This window comes from Streptomyces sp. NPDC059248 (assembly GCF_042753905.1).
Lineage (GTDB): Bacteria > Actinomycetota > Actinomycetes > Streptomycetales > Streptomycetaceae > Streptomyces.
The window spans coordinates 82,906-100,178 of the sequence record NZ_JBHYZV010000006.1 but is presented as its reverse complement, the minus strand read 5'-3'; the positions used below and the strand labels follow the sequence as shown (position 1 = coordinate 100,178).

Here is a 17,273-nt window from a genome sequence, read left to right as displayed (position 1 = left end):
CCTCTCCCCCTCCCCGTACCAGAAAGGCGGCCCCAGGCATGGCAAGCAGAGAGACCACCCCGGACGGCGGGAGCGCACCGAGCGCTCCCGTGCGACGCGCGGCGGCCGTAGCGGCCCTGGCGGAAGAGCCGACGACCGGGCTGTTTCCCGCCCCGGCGCCGAGCGCCACGCCCTCGGCCGGGCCCGACCCCGACTCCGACTCCGACTCCGAGCCGGACGGCGCGTCGTCGACGGCGGTCGCCACCGTGAGCGGGCGGACGGCCGCCCCGTCGTCATCGGCCGCGTCGTCCGAATCGGCGGCGGCCCCGGTGACACCGACTCCTACCTCGTCCACGGCACCCGCCGCTTCGGCGACCGCTTCAACGACGGCGGCGGCCCCGGCGACCGGGTCACGCGGTGGGGAGCCGGCGGAGACGAACGCCTCGGGGGCGGGCGCTGCCGACGGTGCCGCGCGGACCCGCGCCGGAACGATGGCGGCGGTACGGGCGCGCTTCGCCACGGCGACCCGTACGGCCGGGCCGGGCTCCGGCGCGGGCGCGAACTCCGAGGGCACCCCGCCCGGCAGGCCCAACAAACCCCTGATCGCCGCAGCCGTACTCGGTGGTCTGGTACTCGTCGCGGTCCCGTTCCTGATCTCCGGCTCCGACGAGAAGCCCCGGAAGTCGGCCGCCGGGAACGCCTCGGACGGGAACCCCATGAACCCCGACGGCGTGGGCCCCGGGCTGGTCCCGGGCGAGGAGCGGCTCGCGGTTCCCGGTGGCGCCAAGGGCGGTACGGCCCGGCCGGGCGCGGGCGCGGGCGGGGCAGGAGGAGTCCGCTTCGGCAACGGTCCCGTACCGGCCGCGGGACTCGGCCCGGTGGCCGGACCCCGGGACGGCGGTATCGCCCCGCCCTCGGGCAACGGCGCCGCGAAGCCCGGCGGCACGACGACACCCGGGAAGGCGCCGGGCACCCCCACGGGGAAGGCCGCGGCGAAGCCGGAGCAGAAGCCGCCCGCCGCTCCGGGCGGGAAGACCCCGCCGAAGTCGAACCCGGCGAAGCAGACCCCCGCGGCCCCGCCGCCCGCACCGCCCGCCGCCGCCACCTACTCCCATCTCATCGGACTCGGCTGCGACACACCCGGCTTCGCCACGGGCGACTACTACGTGGACAAGAACGAGGGCTGGCTCAAGCACTGGGGCAGTACGAAGTCCCACGGCTGCAACGGCCTGTTCTACAGCCTGCCGATGTCCGGCAGCTCCACGTCCGACGGGATCTGGGCCCAGTGGAAGTTCACCACCGGCAGGGTGGAGAAGGGGCTCTGCTCGGTCGAGGTGTTCATCCCCGATGTGGGCGACAACGACTACGTCGGCGGCACCCCGGCCCACTACACGGTGTACCGGGCATTCGCCCAGAAGTCGAGCAATCGACTGGGCACCTTCACGATCAACCAGCCCTCGCGCCGCGGTCAGTGGGTGCCTGCGGGGACCTACCGGATCAGCGGCGGCAAGATCTCCGTCGTGCTCGACAACCGGGGCAGCGGTGCCGACAACCGCCACGCCGCGGCGGCTCCCGTGCGCGTCGACTGCACCGCGTCCTGAGCCGCCGCGTCCTGGGCCGCCGGGCCCTGAGCCGCCGGGCCCGGCATCGCGCCGTCGTCGTCTCAGCCGATGAGGGCCTGGGTGATCTGACGGGTGGTCTGCTCGGCGACGCGGGGATTGTCGGCGGCGTAGGCGCTGTAGGCGTTGAGGCCGGTCGCCAGGGCCCAGCCCCTCCCCCGTGTCCATGTCGCGTCGTCCGCTCCGAGCGCGGCGCGGAAGGCGGCCCGGCTCCCGGCCGACATCAAGGTGAAGGCGATGGTCAGGTCGGGGGCCGGGTCGCCGACGCCCAGGTCGCCGAAGTCGATGACGGCGCTGAGGCGGCCGTCGGCCATCAGCAGATTGCCGGTGTGGAAGTCGCCGTGGAACCAGACCGGTGGACCGTTCCACGCGGGGGCGCCCAGCGCCTCGTCCCACAGCTCCGTCATCGCCGCCGTGTCGAACGGGCCGCCGGCCCGTGCGATGCGCGCGATGGCGGCCCGGGTGTCCCGGTCCCGGTCGGCGAGCGATCCGGCGGAGAGGCCCGCGCCGGCGATGTCGGCCGGAACGGCTCCGGTGTCGAACCGTCGCAGGGCGATCAGGAACTCCGCCAGTTCGACGGCGGCGGCGGACGATTCGGCCAGCGCCTCCACGGTCGCGACCTCTCCCTCCAGCCAACGGGACACCGCCCACGGCCATGGATAGCCGAACGCGGGCTCACCCACGCCCATCGGCACCGGGACGGCCAGGGGCAGCTGCGGGGCGAGACGCGGCAGCCACACCGACTCCTTCACGGCCTGGCGGATCGCCCCGGCGTGACGGGGTATCCGTACGGTCAGCTCATCACCCAGCCGGTAGATCACATGGTCCGAGCCGCCCGGGACGAGCGGCCTCAGGGGCAGTGCGGCCCACTGCGGGAACTGCGTGTCGACCAGGCGTCTGGCCAACGCCGCGTCGATCGTGGGGGAGAGGTCCGCGGTACTCCCGGTCGACAAGGACAGCTCCCGCCGTCGGCCCGCTCCGGACGGCGGGCGTACGACGGCCATCACAGTACGGAGCGGCCCCGCCCGTCGACCGGATTATTCGCGTGATCACGCCGGGGTAGGCTCGACAGAACCGGCTGACCAGCGGATTCTCCGTTGCCGATGGTCGCGGCACCACAACGGACCGGGACCGGGTGGCTCGGCAGGCACCACCGCCCACCAGGAGTGAGCATGTTCGGCACCACGAAGAAGATCACGGCGCGGATCACCCCGGTCCCTCCGGCCGCCCGGGAGGCGGTACGGACCCGGCTGGGCGACGGGGACCGGGTGCGGGCGGTGGCCCGGCTGCGCAAGGACGCGGATCTGGGGCTGCGGGAGGCCGTGGCCGCCGTCGATCTGCTGGCCGAAGGCATCGGCCTGCCCGGCTCGTACGAGGAGGCCGTCGGTGTTCTCGAATCGCTGGAGCCCGACCTGTACCGCGAACTCCGCGCCCTGGTGGAGGGCGGCGACCACGTACCGGCCGTGCGGCTGCTGCGGCAGCGGACCGGGATCGGTCTGATCAAGGGGAACCACCTGGTCCACGCGATCGGTCCGGACCGTTCGACCTCATGAGCACCTACGCGTCCCGGGCCGGCGGATCGTCGTCCGTCGGCCCGGGAAACGGGTAATAAGGCTCCGGGTGCCTCGTCCGGAGGGGTCGGAGAAGGTGACCGGTAGGTGTCCGTGGTCGAGGTCACCGGTCGTTCGACGGCTCCGGATCCTTCGTCCGCGCCGCGCCCCGGCCCGGGTCGGTCGCCCCGGTGGCGGAGGAAGCGCCGTCACGGGCCTGAAGGACCACGGCCGACTCCAGCGGGGAGGCGATCTCCTGGCCCTTGCTGCGGGACGCCCAGTCGCGGATGCCGATGAGGACCATGACGAAGAAGATCGCGTAGACGATGCCGGAGAAGTACAGCTCGGAGTGGATGGCCAGGGGCACCCCGACGAGGTCGACGGCCAGCCAGGCGAACCAGAACTCGATGTACCGCCGGGCCTGGGTGTACATCGCGAGGATCGAGCCGACGAAGATCCAGGCGTCCGCGAGGATCATCCACAGGGGGGCGCCCGGGTAGAAGGACGCGTCGGTGGACTTGAGCAGCGCGCCGAAGGCGAGGGTTCCGGCGACCATGGCCACCAGCAGGAGGATGCGTTCCCGCATCGGCGCCCACCGGACGTTGATCGCGCCTTCCTTCTCCCTGCTGCGCTTCCACGTCGCCCAGCCCCAGGAGGCCGATGCTATGATCACGACTTGCCTGGCGGCATTGCCTCCGAGATCGACGTTGAGGCTGGCGATCAGCAGGAGCACCGAGCCGAGGATCTGCACGGGCCAGGCGATGAGCAGTCTTCGCAGCGCCAGCATGACGGTGGCGAGCGCGAGGATGTTGCCGAGGAAGTCGGACCAGTAGACGTCCAGTCCGAAGAAGCTGAATTGCTCGTTCAGCCACGCGAATGCACTCATTACTCACACCTTTGTTCGTTCGGAGCAAGGCTGGAGTGGGGGGTGTGGGCCCGGACCGGGCCGGTCAATGAGGCAGGAGCCGGCGGTGCGCGCCGGGTCGCTGCGTGGGCGTCGCCTCAGGCGGAGGCGGTCTTCCCGTGGGCGGCGAGTGCGCCGGTGAGGACCCGGCGGCCGTGGTCGGAGGCGAGCAGTGCCTCCGACCGCAGGACGTCCCGCCGGGCGGCGCGTACCAGTTCTTCGGACGAGGCGAACTTCACCGTGTCCCGGATGCGTGCCACGAACCACAGGCCGGCGCGCTCTCCGTAGAGTTCGCCGGTCGTGTCGTGGCAGTACACCTCGACATGTACGTCAGTCGTGTCGCAGAAGGTCGGGTTGGACCCGATGCTGATCGTCGCGGGATGGACGGCGCCGCTGGTGTGGCGGACGAACCAGCCGCTGTAGATCGCGGGCGGCGGGATCCGCGAGCCGGGGTCCGCCGCGATGTTCGCGGTGGGGAACCCGAGCCCGCGGCCCCGGCCCGCGCCGCGTACCACCGCACCGGTGAGGTGCGCGCGGAGGGCGCGGTCGTCACCCATGGGGGGTGAGCTCACGGAACTGGCTGGTGTGGAACACGAGCGGCTCCACCCCGGAGAACAACTCGGCGGTCAGCAGCTCCATGAGGACGATCTCGTGGTCGCCGCCGTCGTAGGTCGCGCTCACCCGGGCCGTCAGCCAGAGCGCGGCGTCCTCGATCACGACGGCGCCCTCGGGTGTCGTCCGCCGGGCCACGCCGTCGAAGCGGTCGCCGTTCCGGGCCGCCAGCCGCCGGCAGAGCGCGCCCTGGCCGCGGCTGAGCACGCTCAGCCCCAGAACGGGCGCCCCGGCCAGACGCGGCCAGGTGGTCGAGGTACGGGCCACGCTGACCGCGACCATCGGCGGCTGGAGCGAGATCGAGACGAAGGAGCTGGCCGCGAAGCCGACCGGCTCGTCGTCGCGCAGCGCGCAGATCGCGACGACACCGGTCGGGTAGGCCCCGAACGCCTGTCGCAGCGTCGCCGCGTCCAGCTCGGCCGGCGCGGACACCCCGGGCGGGTGGTGAGCAGACGTGACCATGGTCTTCGACATCCTCTCGTCGCGCGTTCTGGGCTCAGTGCCGGTAGCGGGCCGCGGGGTGGCTGTCCGGCAGCGCGCGGTCGGTCGCCCCGGTGAGCCGCTCGCGCAGGCTCTCGCCCTCGGTGTACTCGCCGCGGAACACGCCGCGGGACCGCAGGATCGGCAGCACCGACTCGACGAAGTCCGTGGTCCCGGTGGGCTGGATCGCCGGGGAGAGCAGGAAGCCGTCGAGGTCGGCGCCCTCGGCGAGGGAGCAGATCTCGTCGGCGATCTCCTCGGCGGTGCCGACGACGGGACGGGCGCCGACGCCGTGGGTGTGCCAGTCGGCGAGTACGTCGCCGACGGTCTTGCCCGCGAAGCGGGCCACCTGGGTCTGCGACATCTCGGTCGACAGCTCGGTCATGGGCGTCTCGGGCGCGTAGGAGGAGAGGTCGAGCCCGGTGAACATGGCGTAGCTGGCGACGGTCACCTCGGGCCGCTGGGCGTCGAGGATCCGCTGGTAGCGCCGCTCCGCGTCCTGGGTCGTCGCGCCGATGACGCAGGAGAACGCCGACATCACCTTCACCTCGTCGGCCGCGCGGCCCGCCTTGACGGCCTCCTCGCGGATGGACGCGGTGTGCCCGGCGAGCTGGGCGACGGAGCCGCTGCCCACGAACATGCACTCGCCGTGGCGTCCGCCGACGCGGCGGCCCGCGGGCGAAGCGCCCGCCTGGAACAGCACCGGGGTGCCCTGCGGGGAGCGCGCGGTGTTCCCGTAACCCTCCGAGCTGAAGAACGGGCCCTTGTGGCTGACGAGGTGGACCTTGGCGGGGTCGGCGAACCGTCCCTCCTTGTCCTTCTCCAGCGCGTCCGGCTCCCAGGCCCCTTCCCAGTACTTGTAGACCAGCTCCAGGAAGTCCTCGGCCATCCGGTAGCGGTCGTCGTGGGCCACCATGTCCATACCGAACGCCTTGACCGCGGTGTCGGCAGTGCCGGTGGTGACGATGTTCCAGCCGATCCGGCCGCCGGAGAGCTGGTCGAGCGTGGCGAGCCGGCGCGCGAAGGCGTACGGGGGCTCCACCAGGACCGAGCCCGTCATGACGAGGCCCAGGTTGGTCGTCGTCGACAGCAGCGCGGAGGCCACGACTATCGGGTCGAGCCGCGGCAGGTCGAGGGTCTCCTCGGTGGCGATCGGCGGGCGGGTGCCGTCGATCTCCGACCAGCCCCAGGCGTCGGCGAGGAAGAGGAAGTCCAGCTTGGCGTCCTCGCACACCGCGGCGAGCTCACGCCAGTACTCGAGGGTGTCGAAGAGGTGCCGCCGGCTGTCGGGGTGCCGCCAGGTGGCCGTCCCGCTCGCGTTGGTCTGGGCGTTCTCGAAAACGCCGATCTTGAGGTTCCTCATGGGTGGTTCTCCGTAGTGCTGGTGGGTGACCCGGGGGGAGGTCAGGAAGCGGAGGTGAACGCGGGGACGTCGAGCTGGGCCGCGTACGGCATGGAGGTCTGGGCGCCGAGACCGGTGGCGGCGTGCGACGCGGCCCGTACGGCGCGCGCCACCGCGGCCGGGAGGGCCGTGCCGCGGCCGAGCGCGTCGGCGAGGGCACCGCAGAAGGTGTCGCCGGCGCCCACGGTGTCGACGGCGTCGACCGACGGCGCGGGAATGTGCAGGGTGTCCGGGCTGTGCGCCTCTTTCAGTACGGCGCCGTCCGCACCGAGCGTCACCACCACGGCCCGGCACGGCAGCGCGGCACGTACCAGCAGGTCACGGGCCTGATCGACGGTGGCGGGCGGCTCGGTGCCGAGGAGTGCGGCGAGTTCACCGCGGTTGGGGACGAGGACGTCGACGGCGGCGAGGACCCGGGCGTCGAGCGGGCGGGCGGGGGCCGGGTTGAGGACCACCACACCGCCCTGTTCGCGGGCCCGCAGGACCGCCTGCTCGACGACCTCGGGAGCGATCTCGTTCTGGATCACGACGATCTCGCCCGGCGATCTGACGAGCTCGCCCGGCAGGTCGTCGACGCCCAGTTCGGCGTTGGCACCCGGGTTCACGACGATGGTGTTCTCACCCGCGTCGTCGACGACCACGGCGGCGATCCCGGTCGTGACCCGCTCGTCGGACCGTACGACATCGATGTCCACGCCTTCGGCCGCGAGCGCGTCGAGGATGACGGCCGCGTCGGCGCCGACCCGGGCGACGAGCCGGACCCGCGATCCGAGGCGGGCGGCCGCGACGGCCTGGTTGGCACCCTTGCCGCCGACCCCCTCCACGAAGCGCCGCGCGAGCACGGTCTCCCCGGGGTGCGGCAGGTCCTCGACGGTCAGCACGAAGTCGCGGTTCACCGAACCGACAACGGTCACAGGCGACATTTGGACTCCTTGGGAGATCGATTTCCGACATGCTGTACCAGCGCACCCGCCCCGTCAAGTAGCCTCGTGCTTCCCATTCGCCCCGCCGCCGTGGCGCACCGCCCACCGACCGTGAAGGATCCCCCTACGTGACAGCGCCCCGACTCATCGACGTGGCCCAGGCCGCCGGGGTCTCCCGCGCGACGGCATCACGCGTCCTCGCGGGCACTCCGCGCAATGTCGACCCCGAGCTGGCCCGCCGCGTCGAACAGGCGGCGCACCGGCTCGGCTACCAGCCCAACCACTCGGCGCGGGCGCTGCGCACCGGCGAGACCGGCACCATCGGCGTCGTGGTCCCCACGCTCGCCAACCCCTACTTCGTCCAACTCGCCGACGCCATCGCCCAGCAGGTGCGGGCGGTCGGCGGCACGCTCGTGGTCACCGACGCGGCGAACGACACCGCGATCGAGGCCGAGCAGATCGAGACCCTGCTCAGCGGCCGGGTGGACGGCCTGTTCGTGGTCCCCGTCTCGGCCGAGTCGTCCGGGGCCGCGATCCGGGACGCCGCGGCCCGGCGTCCCGTCGTCCTGTTCGACCGGTGGGCCAGGGGATCCGGCACGGTCGCCGTGACGCTCGACAACGCGTCCGCGGTCCGCCTGCTCGTCGATCATCTGGAGGGCATCGGACGGCACCGGATCGCGCTCGTCGCCGACCAGGCGTCGTCCTCGGGCGCGGAACGCGTCGCGGCCTTCACCGAGGCGCAGGGCCCCGACGCGACCACCATCCTGCTGCCCGGTTTCAGCACCGACGAGGGACGGACCGCGGGGCGCCGCATCATCGAGCGGCGCGACCGGATCGACGCGGTCGTCTGCGGCGCGGACGTCCTCGCCGTGGGACTCGTGAGCACCCTGCACCGCTCGTCGGTCGCCGTGCCCCGGCAGATCGCCGTCACCGGCTTCGACGACACCGAGATGCTCAAACTCCTCGACCCGCCCATCACTTCGATCCGCCACCCCCTGTCGGACATGGCGGAACGCGGCCTGACACTCCTTCAGGCACCGGGCCGCGAAAGGGCCGAGCGGATCGAGCGGTTCCCCCCGCGACTGGTGGTCCGGGCGTCGACGGACGAGAGCTGACGCCCCTTCATATTCCCTGTGCCAAGTGCTAAATGCCCCCGTCGCGGGACGGCTCACCGTGGCCGTCCCGCCTGCCGGAGGGCGTCAAAACCGTGGGGCGGGTATCGCCGGCGAACTGTTCGCCCAGGCCGTATCGAACTGCTGGATGGCGATGGAGTACAGGAGTCCGGGCGCCCGGGCGTACAGGCAAGCGGAGTTCCTCCCGTGCGAGGAGTCGCTGTAGAAGGTGAGATAGGCGGCCCGGTCCGTGGCAATCACTCGGCAGGCGTGGGGCAGGTCGAAGCTTCGCAACTCGACGTCGCCTCGCCCGTCGGCCGCCCGAACAAGGTAGTCCATGTTGGCCCGGACCTGATTTCTGAGCATGTCGGGGGTAAAGCCGGGGTCGAATCGGACCACGTCCCGTGAGCGCCGGTCGAGCCAGGAGTCTCCTCGCGCGTTTGGGTCGGGCAGCAGTACCTGGACGAACTCGGGGGCCAACTCACCTGACCAAAGGGGCGCGAAGACTTCACGCGTCAGTACATTGCCACGCCCTGCCAGCACCTTGATCCAGCGGGCCCGGCTCAGATCGCGCGCAATATCTCCCTCGGCGGAAGACTGATGGCGGTATACGCGACCGAGCCCCGTGCCGGTACACCGGGAAACTGCGGCGGCCAGCCACCACAAGGGGCGTGATCCGCGCAGCCGCCCGAGGACGAGCAGGATCACACTGGCCACCAGGGAACTGAGTACGCCGAACGTAAACGCGGTCATGCGAACCGTCTCCCTGGGTCTGAGGGATCTCCATCGCGGCACCGGCACTGCGGCACCGGAGTCAGCAGAGATAGGGCAGCAGCTGCCGCAGGACATGGGCGGCGTTCCGAGCAGCGAGCTCGTGGTAGCCGTGCCCCTTCTTCTCGTCGGCGTTGTCGGAGACACCCCGTACAACGATCCAGCCGGGATTGCTCTCCCCGTGGACGGAATTCTCCTGCCAGTACTGGCTCAGCCCGCCAGCTTCCATGTCTACAGCCAGAACCTTCTCATGGTAGTCCTTGAGGTAGCTGCGGATATCACTCTCGCGGTCGGCGATGACGGCCTCACCGGACCCGATGACTCCCGGGTAGACCTCGAACTCCTCCGAGGTGTAGGCGGGGAGCTGACCCGAGATACGAGCGGGTCTTCCGTGTTCGGCAAAAAAGGCGTTCACCGCGTGGACAACCGCGGCCGGAGCCTGCCGGTGCTCTCCACGGCGGCGAACGTCTCCCCGTGGATTGATCTTGCGGTTCTCGTAGTAGACGACATCGGTGGAGACGATGACATTGCCGATACGGGCATGCTGGTCGTGGATGCCGCCGCCCACCCCGACCATGGCCCAGAGCCGCGGGGCGTAGTGACGGCGGAGATTCTCCAGAGCGGCCATCGCTGACCGCTGCCCCTGACTCTGGCTCTGAGTGACCACGACCCGGACATTGCCGTCCGGCGTCATGTGTTCGCCTCGATAGAAGTACAGGCCGCCGGGCTCCTTGTAGCGCTCCAGTTTCAGTTCATCCACTACGGAACGCAGTTCTTCACTGAGGATCGTGACCACTCCGATGTCCCACTCGGCCTCGGAGCCTTCCTCGGCACCCGCCCGGTTCACCGAGTCCGTGGCAGGACCGGCCGGGGGTCCCATGGAGACCTGGGCGTGATCCCCGATCGCGATGCCGCTGAACTGGTTGTTGTCACCCTCGCTCATGATGCCTCGATTATTGATCACTGACTACCTCCTCCGCCGGGGCCCGCCGACTGATCCACGGTGACATTCACCTGAGCCGCGTCACCCACGGCGTTGTTGCTGAAGTTGTTGTTGTCACCGAAGTTGAAAATGCCACTGTTGATGATCTTCATCGCCCGGTCATTGAACTCGGATATATCCACTTCCCTGGAATGGAGAAAGTCACTGGCAGCCCTGAGCAGCCGACGCTCGATCGTCTTCATTCGCCCCAGGATGTCGCTCTTCTCCAGCTGAATTTTGGACCACGCCTGAGCTGAACTCTCCCGTATGCTCACCCGACTACCGATCAGCACATTACGAATAGGAGTGGAGGTGAGATCACACGGCAGCAGGGCGGCCTTGCCGACGGCATAGAAGTAGCGGATAACCCGCCAGGATCGCTGGATCTCGACCGGCAACGCAGCCAGCTCACGCAGTGCCGCCCAGATCACGGCCATGGCGCCGTGGTGACCGAACTCCTCGGTCCGCTGGAAGGACCTCGGGGTGTGAGCCAGCACACATGCGGCCGTAGAAATGCTCAAGGTACGACCCTGCAGGCTGATATGCAGCAGGACGGTGGCCACGAACTCCGCCCCTTCCACCGGGGTCGTGACTTCCAGAAAGTGGTGCTGTTTCGATCCGGGCGTATTAATGATGTCCTGCAGATCGACCTCGCTCAATTCTCGAGGAACGAGAGATCGATCTACCGCCACGTCGGTCTCGGCCACGTAGACACGGTCCCGGATCTGAGCCGGCAGCCGTACGTCCTGACTGTCGGTCTCCAGTAGCCCGACAGCCTCGCGCAGAGCCTCGACCAGTTCGTGCGCCTGGAACGGTGGGACCAGGTACTCACGTTTGTGCAGTGGCTCGTCGTCTTCGCCAGGACGCAGCAACTGAATACTCATCGGCGGATTCCACTGGTAGACGATCTCACCGGCTCCGACGAAGGGAGACTCCGCTCCGAAGAGCGTGAACATGGTGAGGTCGTCCTCGTCGTCGTCTTCGTCTTCACTGTGGCGAGGCCGACGGTAGACGGCACAGACATGGCTCTGCTGTGCGTCCGCCGCGCGCTGCCGACCCGACAGGCGCGCGGGCCGAAGAGTCGGTGTACGGCGTATGTGATTCAGTATCAGCTGGCGGACGGCCCCCACACCGAGGCATACCAGCGCGATGCCCACCGCTACGCGGAGCGCCAGGACGGCTTGGTCCGGACGGCCGAGCGCCATGGCAAGTCCGATCAGGGTAAGAGAGATCGCGGCAACGCCGATCCGCCGCAACGCTCGCTTCTTGTCGGGGAATCGCCAGGGGAAAAGCACGCCGAAGAGTCGTCGATGGTCCCGAGTCGACCCCAGCCTGCGGCGTTTCGACGTCCGCCTCAGTATCGGCTCTTGCAGCTCCGCTTTGCGGAGCAACAGGGCGATGCGGAGCAGCCACAGCAAGGTAAGGCCGCAGACGACCAGGACGGTCGCGGGCAACGCACCGAAGAAGGCCGGGACGAACACCGCACCGAGCAACGCCAGTCGCGGGATCGCGCCCAGTGCGGCGGCACGCCACGCGTGGCGCATGACGGGGACGATGTCGAATCCGTAGGACGGGGCGACCCGACGGTAGGGCGCTGTGCACACTTCACCGATCACGAGATCGCGGAATCGCTCGTCCACATAGACGCCGGTGCATAAGTGGCGCGTCGCGGCAGTGGGCTCACTGGCCGCCCCCTTGACCGGTGGCACACAGGAAGCGATCACACTCTGCCCCCACCTCATGAGAGTTATGGTGCATGAGACCATAAGTGCTCGGAGTCGTTTAAGTCAACATGACCTTTAGGAGTTCCGGATGGATGACCGGCCGAAGGAGTCGACCGAGGTCGAGGCGTCTTGGGTGACCGCCGACCTGGCGATCTTCACTATCAGAGGTGATCAGCTGATGGTGCTCCTGGTCGAGCGCGGCCGGGAACCGTTCCTTGGCCAACCCGCGCTGCCCGGTGGCTACGTCCGAAAAGGCGAGACCTTGCGCGACGGGGCGCTCCGTGAACTCTGGGAGGAGGCGGGGATCGACGGCAGGCGGCTGCACTTGGAGCAGATCGGCGCCTACGGGGATCCGGGGCGCGACCCGAGGGGAAGGGTAGTCACCATCGCCTATCTCGCATTGGGGCCGGACCTGCCCGTCCCCGTCGGAGGCACCGACGCCAAGCGGGCCTACTGGGCCCCGGTGTCACAACCGACGGACGACGGACGGAAACTCGCCTTCGACCATCCGATCATCCTCGCGGACGCCCTGGAGGAGATCCGCAGAAAGATCGAGTACACCGCGGTCGCCACGGCCTTCTGCGGCGACCTCTTCACCCTGAGCGATCTTCGCACCGTCTACGAGGTGATCTGGGGCCAGCAACTGGACCCGAGCAACTTCCGGCGCAAGGTGCTCAACAGTTCGGGATTCGTCCAGCCCACGGGGGAGCAACGACTCCCCCACACCGGGCGCCCGGCCGCCCTGTACCGCCGGGGGAACACATGGCTGCTCAGCCCACCACTTCTGCGCGGCTCCGGGCACGTCGGCCGGGCGGGAGCGGACGGAGACGCCGCTCCCTCAAAGGCGCGCCCGATGCGTTAGGCGGTGTTCGTCGTGGAGCGTCAGGCGTCCGGGCCGCCAGTCTCGGATTCGGACTCGGCGTCGTGGCGGGCCTTGAGGCGCTTGGCCTCCTCGCGGACCTCCGACTGGGTGGCGCGCTCGCGGGTGAGCCACTCCGGGGGGTTCTGCTTCAGGGTCTCGATCTGCTCGGTGGTGAGCGGCTCGGTGATGCCGCCGCGGGCGAGACCCGAGATGGAGGTGCCGAGGCGGGCGGCGACCACCGGGCGGGGGTGGGGGCCGTTCTGGCGGAGCTCGCGCAGCCAGGCGGGCGGGTCGGTCTGGAGCGCGTTCAGTTCGTCGCGGGTGACGACCCCCTCACGGAACTCCGCGGGGGTGGCTTCGAGGTACACACCCAGCTTCTTCGCCGCCGTGGCGGGCTTCATGGTCTGGGTGCTGCGGTGCGACGTCATGGGTCCAGGATATCGAGTGCCCCCGGCGAATCCGACCACGCACGGTAATCTGGGCTTGTGACAGCCCCCGATCCCACCCCCTCGTCCCCCGTATTCCGGCTCGCCTACGTGCCCGGGGCGACCCCGGCGAAATGGGCGCGGATCTGGACGGAGCGGCTGCCCGACATCCGTCTCGAACTGCTCCAGGTCCCGGTCACCGAGGCTCCGGGGCTGCTGCGGGACGGCGGCGCGGACGCCGGTCTCGTACGGCTTCCCGTGGACCGTACGGTGTTCAGCGCCATCCCCCTCTACACCGAGACCACCGTGGTGATGGTGCCGAAGGATCATGTGGTCGCGGCGGTGGACGAGGTGTCCACGGAGGATTTCGCGGACGAGATCGTGCTGCACCCCCTCGACGACGCGCTGGGCTGGGACGCGCTCCCGGGGCGGCCAGCGATCGAGCGCCCGGCGACCACGGCGGACGCCGTCGAGCTGGTGGCGGCGGGGGTGGGGCTGCTGGTCGTCCCGCAGTCGCTGGCCCGGCTGCACCACCGCAGGGACCTCACCTACCGGCCGGTCGTGGACGCCCCGCAGTCCTCGGTCGCCCTGTGCTGGCCTGAAGACGCCACCACCGATCTGGTGGACGACTTCATCGGGATCGTCCGCGGCCGGACCGTGAACAGCACCCGGGGCCGCCGCGAGGAGAAGAAGCCGGAGAAAAAACCGGAGAAGAAGTCCACCGCGCGCGGCACGAGCCGGTCCGGGTCCGGTTCCGCGTCCGGCAAGGGAGCCGGGAAGCCCGCCCGTGGGCGCCCCGCTTCGAGCGGGGGCCGCGGCCGCGGGTCCGGAAGCGGCCGGGGCCGTAAGCAGGGTCGGTGATCTTGTAGATCCGAACCGTACGGTTCGGTCCTCCGGGCGACGGTGACGGTGCCGTTCCATCGCCGGCGCAGGTCAAAGGCTCTTTCTGTGAGCCGACCAGCCTTGCCTCACCCCGTTCCGTACCGGCTGAAACCCCGCGTCGTCCTTCGCAGGGAGGATGGAACACTTCCCGAAGAGGAAGCGGCACACGTCGGCACGGCCCCGCACACCGCCACGGAGGTGGAGGCAACGAAACGTCGCAACGCGGTGAAGCTTGCCGGACTGGCCGTCTCGGCCCCGACCGCCGCAGCACAGATCCTTGAGCAGGCCACCACCGAGGCCATGGAGTTCACCCGGCAGGCCGAAGCGACCTCGGTCGGCTCGGGAACCCTGGACCATCTCGACCTCGCGGTCACCGAGTTCAACCGTGCGTACTCCCTCAAGCCACCTCAGGCCGTCTTCGACGCGGTGATCGATTACCGGCGCAAGGTCGACGCCCTCCTCAAAGGCCGACACACCCATCGTCAGGAACGCGAACTGCTGGCGTTTGCGGGCTGGCTGTCCGAACTCTTGGCCTGGCTCGCCCACGACCTCGGGGACGCCCGCACCGGTCTGGCGTTCGCCACTGACGCCTTCGTCCACGGACAGCAGGCGGGACACGGCCAATTGTGTGCGTGGGCGATGGACGCCGCCGCCTCCGTCAACCTGTATGAACAACGGCCCGGCAGAGCGCGCGACGCGGCCCTCAAGGGCCTCATCGAGGCCCCGGCCAACCATCCGCTGACCGTGCGGCTCCATGCCCAGGCGGCCCGCGCCGCCGCCGCCGACGGCAACGCGGACGGCTTCACGAGAGCCTTTCGAGCAGCCGAGGAAGCCCACCGGCTCCTGCCGCCTCGTTCGCCCCGTCGCTTCGGCATGGATGTCCTGCCCCTCGCGGACTATGCCCTCACCTCCTATCCGGCGACCGCGTACATCTGGCTGGGACAGGCCGAACAAGCCCGCCACCATGCCGAACAGGCACTGGCGACCTATGAGGCGGCTCCCGCGGCATCGAGGTCCCCGAGCCGCGAGGCCATCGCCCGCATCGATCTGGCCCTCGCCCATGCCCTCCTCGGCAACCCCGACGACGCCGTCGCCCTCGGCCACCAGGCCCTCGGCTCCGCCCGCGTCGTCGACTCCGTCCGCCACCGCGCCGGCGACCTGACCTCGGTCCTGAACCGCCGCTATCCCCGCCATGCGGCCGTCGACGGCTTGACCGAACGGCTGATCGCCGCCCGCCCGACCCTGCCCGCGGCATCCCCCGGAGCGTCATGACCAGCTCGTCTCCGCGATCCGCGGCATCTACCCGCCCGAGAAGGAAGTGCTCGGCGTCTTCGCCTTCCACCTCGTCCTCGTGCCGAACAGGGTGTGACGCGGACCGGCCCCCGAAGGTCGTAGCGGTACACAGACAGAACCTCGGCGTACTCCCGTGTGCGAAACCCGCCAGTACTCCTGTTCCTTCGGCGCAGAAGTCGTCTAGTTCCTCGTACCGCGGATCGACGGGAGCGGAGGGCCCGGGTGCCTCCGGAGCCGGGTTGTTCCGGGGCGGCCGGAGGCCCCCGCGCGTCCGGTGACGGGCGGGGGCGGCGGCGTACGGGGTACGGGGTACGGGTCAGTCCGTGGCGAGGGCGCGGACCGCGCGGACCAGGGTCGCGTTGTCGGGGGCCGGGGTGCCGTCGGGGAGGTCGGTGCCGTCCTCGTAGCCGATCCTGGCCTGGCGGCCGTCCTCCCGCGCGGCGCGGACCAGCGGCCAGACCGTGGCGCCCTCGCCGTGGTAGAGGATCGGGCAGGTCACTCCGGCGGCGACGATACGGTCCGCCATCGCGCGGGCCGCGACGACCGCCGCCTCCGGGTCCTCCTCGACCGGTTCGATCAGGATCCGGACATTGCTGTGCAGGGTAGGCGACGCGAGGAGGGCCGGGACGTCGTCCATGGTCCAGACGGCGCTCTCCAGCACCATGCCGCGTGCCACGACGAGTTCGGCGGTCTCGGCAGCGCCCTCCTCGCAGAAGGCGACCGACGCGAAGTCGGGCATCGGATCCCACGCCTTGACCAGTTCGTACCGCTCCTCGGGGCCCGAACAGGTCCACAGTCCCGTGGTGGTGCCGACCACGGCGTCCGGGGCGGTGGCGCGGATCGCGTGGAGTACCTCGGCGAGCAGGTCGGGGCGGATGGTCTGGCCGCCGTCCGGGGTGCGGACGTGGAAGTGGACGATATCCGCGCCGGCGTCGAGCACCGCCCGGGTGTCGGCGGCGATCTCCTCGGCGGTGACCGGGACGGTGGGGCACTCGGTCGGGGTGCGCCCGCCGTTGACGGCGGCTTTCAGGAACACGGTGGTCCTTTCGGGGGGATTTCGGGGGATGAGGAGGGCGGCGGCGGTCTAGGACGTCAGTCGGCGGAGGGTCTCGGTGGCGCCGGTGAGGGCGCCCAGCGGGGCGCCCGCCCACAACTCGGCGACCAGGGCGGGTTCCTCGGCGTCGTCGGTGAGTGCCTCGTCGAGTACGGCGGCGAGCCGGCCCGCCGGGGCGATGATCAGCCCGTTGGCGTCGCCGAGCACGATGTCACCGGCGTGGACGGGGACCCCGCCGCAGGTGACGGGGGCGCAGAGGGAGCCGTCCGCGAGACCGTGCAGCTTGGTGGTCAGGGGGGTGCGGCCGTACGCGTACACCGGCAGTCCCACGGCCCGCAGCGCCTCGATATCGGTACAGAGCCCGTCGACGACCGCCCCGGCGGCGCCGCGCGCGGCGAGCGCGTTGACGACGACCTCGCCCAGGGGGGCGTGCCGGCGGTCGCCGCCGGTGTCCACGACGACGACGTCACCGGGGCCGACGAGTCCGGCGGCATGGTGGAGCAGGGTCGAGTCGGTGGCGGTGGTACGGACCGTCACGGCCCGGCCGACCAGTTTGCCGGTGCCCGCGACGCGCTGGAGGGCCGGAGCGCAGAAACCTTCCTCCAAGTAGTGGCCGAGGGTGGGGAAGTCGACGGTCCGCAGCCGGTCGGCGAGTGCGGTGTCGAGCGGGGCGGGCAGGTCACGGATGTCGAGCGGCAT

The 17,273-nt window shown here is 70.4% G+C and carries 18 protein-coding genes; 6 read left to right on the top strand and 12 right to left on the bottom strand.

Annotated elements, in window-relative coordinates; translation table 11 throughout:
- Positions 1-38: 38 nt before the first annotated feature.
- Positions 39-1,580 (top strand): hypothetical protein, encoded by a 1,542-nt coding sequence (locus tag ACFXG1_RS04560; RefSeq protein WP_384712825.1) that lies wholly within the window; start codon positions 39-41, stop codon positions 1,578-1,580.
- A gap of 62 nt (positions 1,581-1,642) precedes the next feature.
- Here the strand turns inward: ACFXG1_RS04560 and ACFXG1_RS04555 are convergent, their stop codons facing one another.
- Positions 1,643-2,551 carry an aminoglycoside phosphotransferase family protein gene (locus ACFXG1_RS04555; RefSeq protein WP_384712848.1) on the bottom strand — a complete coding sequence of 303 codons (909 nt, stop codon included), beginning with the start codon at positions 2,549-2,551 and terminating at the stop codon, positions 1,643-1,645.
- A 219-nt stretch (positions 2,552-2,770) separates the two neighbouring features.
- On the opposite strand from ACFXG1_RS04555, the gene ACFXG1_RS04550 reads away from it, so the two are divergent.
- On the top strand, positions 2,771-3,151 hold the full coding sequence (locus ACFXG1_RS04550) for a hypothetical protein (protein ID WP_384712827.1): 381 nt from the start codon (positions 2,771-2,773) through the stop codon (positions 3,149-3,151).
- A gap of 121 nt (positions 3,152-3,272) precedes the next feature.
- Here ACFXG1_RS04550 and ACFXG1_RS04545 read toward each other — a convergent pair whose 3' ends face one another.
- From ACFXG1_RS04545 to ACFXG1_RS04525, 5 genes are all read right to left on the bottom strand, one after another.
- Positions 3,273-4,034: a nicotinamide riboside transporter PnuC gene (locus ACFXG1_RS04545; RefSeq protein WP_384712830.1), complete on the bottom strand. Its 762-nt coding sequence runs from the start codon at positions 4,032-4,034 to the stop codon at positions 3,273-3,275.
- 116 nt (positions 4,035-4,150) lie between these two features.
- The gene (locus ACFXG1_RS04540) at positions 4,151-4,609 is read right to left on the bottom strand and encodes a riboflavin kinase (RefSeq protein ID WP_384712833.1); all 459 of its coding nucleotides are present in this window, start codon (positions 4,607-4,609) and stop codon (positions 4,151-4,153) included.
- Entirely contained in the window at positions 4,602-5,126 is a 525-nt protein-coding gene (locus ACFXG1_RS04535) for a flavin reductase family protein (RefSeq protein WP_384712836.1), read from the bottom strand. The genes ACFXG1_RS04540 and ACFXG1_RS04535 overlap by 8 nt, the downstream gene beginning before the upstream one ends.
- 34 nt (positions 5,127-5,160) lie before the next feature.
- Positions 5,161-6,507: an NtaA/DmoA family FMN-dependent monooxygenase gene (locus ACFXG1_RS04530; protein ID WP_384712839.1), complete on the bottom strand. Its 1,347-nt coding sequence runs from the start codon at positions 6,505-6,507 to the stop codon at positions 5,161-5,163.
- Positions 6,508-6,548: 41 nt separating this feature from the next.
- Positions 6,549-7,469, bottom strand: coding sequence for a ribokinase (locus ACFXG1_RS04525; protein WP_384740924.1), 921 nt, complete (start codon positions 7,467-7,469; stop codon positions 6,549-6,551).
- 128 nt (positions 7,470-7,597) lie between these two features.
- Here ACFXG1_RS04525 and ACFXG1_RS04520 point away from each other — a divergent pair, with 128 nt between their 5' ends.
- Complete coding sequence (locus tag ACFXG1_RS04520; RefSeq protein ID WP_384712845.1) at positions 7,598-8,584, top strand: LacI family DNA-binding transcriptional regulator; 987 nt, start codon at positions 7,598-7,600, stop codon at positions 8,582-8,584.
- An 84-nt stretch (positions 8,585-8,668) separates the two neighbouring features.
- Here the strand turns inward: ACFXG1_RS04520 and ACFXG1_RS04515 are convergent, their stop codons facing one another.
- From ACFXG1_RS04515 to ACFXG1_RS04505, 3 genes are all read right to left on the bottom strand, one after another.
- The gene (locus ACFXG1_RS04515) at positions 8,669-9,334 is read right to left on the bottom strand and encodes a hypothetical protein (protein WP_384718562.1); all 666 of its coding nucleotides are present in this window, start codon (positions 9,332-9,334) and stop codon (positions 8,669-8,671) included.
- Between the two features lie 61 nt (positions 9,335-9,395).
- Complete coding sequence (locus ACFXG1_RS04510) at positions 9,396-10,316, bottom strand: hypothetical protein (protein WP_384718564.1); 921 nt, start codon at positions 10,314-10,316, stop codon at positions 9,396-9,398.
- Positions 10,313-11,974: a hypothetical protein gene (locus ACFXG1_RS04505; RefSeq protein ID WP_384718566.1), complete on the bottom strand. Its 1,662-nt coding sequence runs from the start codon at positions 11,972-11,974 to the stop codon at positions 10,313-10,315. The genes ACFXG1_RS04510 and ACFXG1_RS04505 overlap by 4 nt, the downstream gene beginning before the upstream one ends.
- A 172-nt stretch (positions 11,975-12,146) precedes the next feature.
- Here ACFXG1_RS04505 and ACFXG1_RS04500 point away from each other — a divergent pair, with 172 nt between their 5' ends.
- Positions 12,147-12,920, top strand: coding sequence for an NUDIX domain-containing protein (locus ACFXG1_RS04500; RefSeq protein ID WP_384718568.1), 774 nt, complete (start codon positions 12,147-12,149; stop codon positions 12,918-12,920).
- A 20-nt stretch (positions 12,921-12,940) separates the two neighbouring features.
- Here the strand turns inward: ACFXG1_RS04500 and ACFXG1_RS04495 are convergent, their stop codons facing one another.
- On the bottom strand, positions 12,941-13,348 hold the full coding sequence (locus ACFXG1_RS04495; RefSeq protein WP_384718570.1) for a DUF5997 family protein: 408 nt from the start codon (positions 13,346-13,348) through the stop codon (positions 12,941-12,943).
- Between the two features lie 57 nt (positions 13,349-13,405).
- Here ACFXG1_RS04495 and ACFXG1_RS04490 point away from each other — a divergent pair, with 57 nt between their 5' ends.
- Positions 13,406-14,206 carry a LysR family substrate-binding domain-containing protein gene (locus ACFXG1_RS04490; RefSeq protein ID WP_384740918.1) on the top strand — a complete coding sequence of 267 codons (801 nt, stop codon included), beginning with the start codon at positions 13,406-13,408 and terminating at the stop codon, positions 14,204-14,206.
- A gap of 219 nt (positions 14,207-14,425) precedes the next feature.
- On the top strand, positions 14,426-15,499 hold the full coding sequence (locus tag ACFXG1_RS04485) for an XRE family transcriptional regulator (protein ID WP_384714598.1): 1,074 nt from the start codon (positions 14,426-14,428) through the stop codon (positions 15,497-15,499).
- A gap of 337 nt (positions 15,500-15,836) precedes the next feature.
- Here ACFXG1_RS04485 and ACFXG1_RS04480 read toward each other — a convergent pair whose 3' ends face one another.
- Both ACFXG1_RS04480 and ACFXG1_RS04475 read right to left on the bottom strand, forming a co-directional pair.
- A complete protein-coding gene (locus tag ACFXG1_RS04480) occupies positions 15,837-16,556 on the bottom strand; it encodes a 3-keto-5-aminohexanoate cleavage protein (RefSeq protein WP_384714601.1) in 720 nt (239 codons plus the stop codon).
- Positions 16,557-16,604: 48 nt separating this feature from the next.
- Complete coding sequence (locus tag ACFXG1_RS04475; protein WP_384714604.1) at positions 16,605-17,273, bottom strand: RraA family protein; 669 nt, start codon at positions 17,271-17,273, stop codon at positions 16,605-16,607.

Coding starts and splice junctions, on each gene's coding strand:
- ACFXG1_RS04495 (WP_384718570.1), bottom strand. CDS start 13,348: ATGACGTCGCACCGCAGCACCCAGACCATGAAGCCCGCCACGGCGGCG.
- ACFXG1_RS04525 (WP_384740924.1), bottom strand. CDS start 7,469: ATGTCGCCTGTGACCGTTGTCGGTTCGGTGAACCGCGACTTCGTGCTG.
- ACFXG1_RS04500 (WP_384718568.1), top strand. CDS start 12,147: ATGGATGACCGGCCGAAGGAGTCGACCGAGGTCGAGGCGTCTTGGGTG.
- ACFXG1_RS04515 (WP_384718562.1), bottom strand. CDS start 9,334: ATGACCGCGTTTACGTTCGGCGTACTCAGTTCCCTGGTGGCCAGTGTG.
- ACFXG1_RS04535 (WP_384712836.1), bottom strand. CDS start 5,126: ATGGTCACGTCTGCTCACCACCCGCCCGGGGTGTCCGCGCCGGCCGAG.
- ACFXG1_RS04540 (WP_384712833.1), bottom strand. CDS start 4,609: ATGGGTGACGACCGCGCCCTCCGCGCGCACCTCACCGGTGCGGTGGTA.
- ACFXG1_RS04550 (WP_384712827.1), top strand. CDS start 2,771: ATGTTCGGCACCACGAAGAAGATCACGGCGCGGATCACCCCGGTCCCT.
- ACFXG1_RS04560 (WP_384712825.1), top strand. CDS start 39: ATGGCAAGCAGAGAGACCACCCCGGACGGCGGGAGCGCACCGAGCGCT.
- ACFXG1_RS04475 (WP_384714604.1), bottom strand. CDS start 17,273: ATGCCGCTCGACATCCGTGACCTGCCCGCCCCGCTCGACACCGCACTC.
- ACFXG1_RS04545 (WP_384712830.1), bottom strand. CDS start 4,034: ATGAGTGCATTCGCGTGGCTGAACGAGCAATTCAGCTTCTTCGGACTG.
- ACFXG1_RS04530 (WP_384712839.1), bottom strand. CDS start 6,507: ATGAGGAACCTCAAGATCGGCGTTTTCGAGAACGCCCAGACCAACGCG.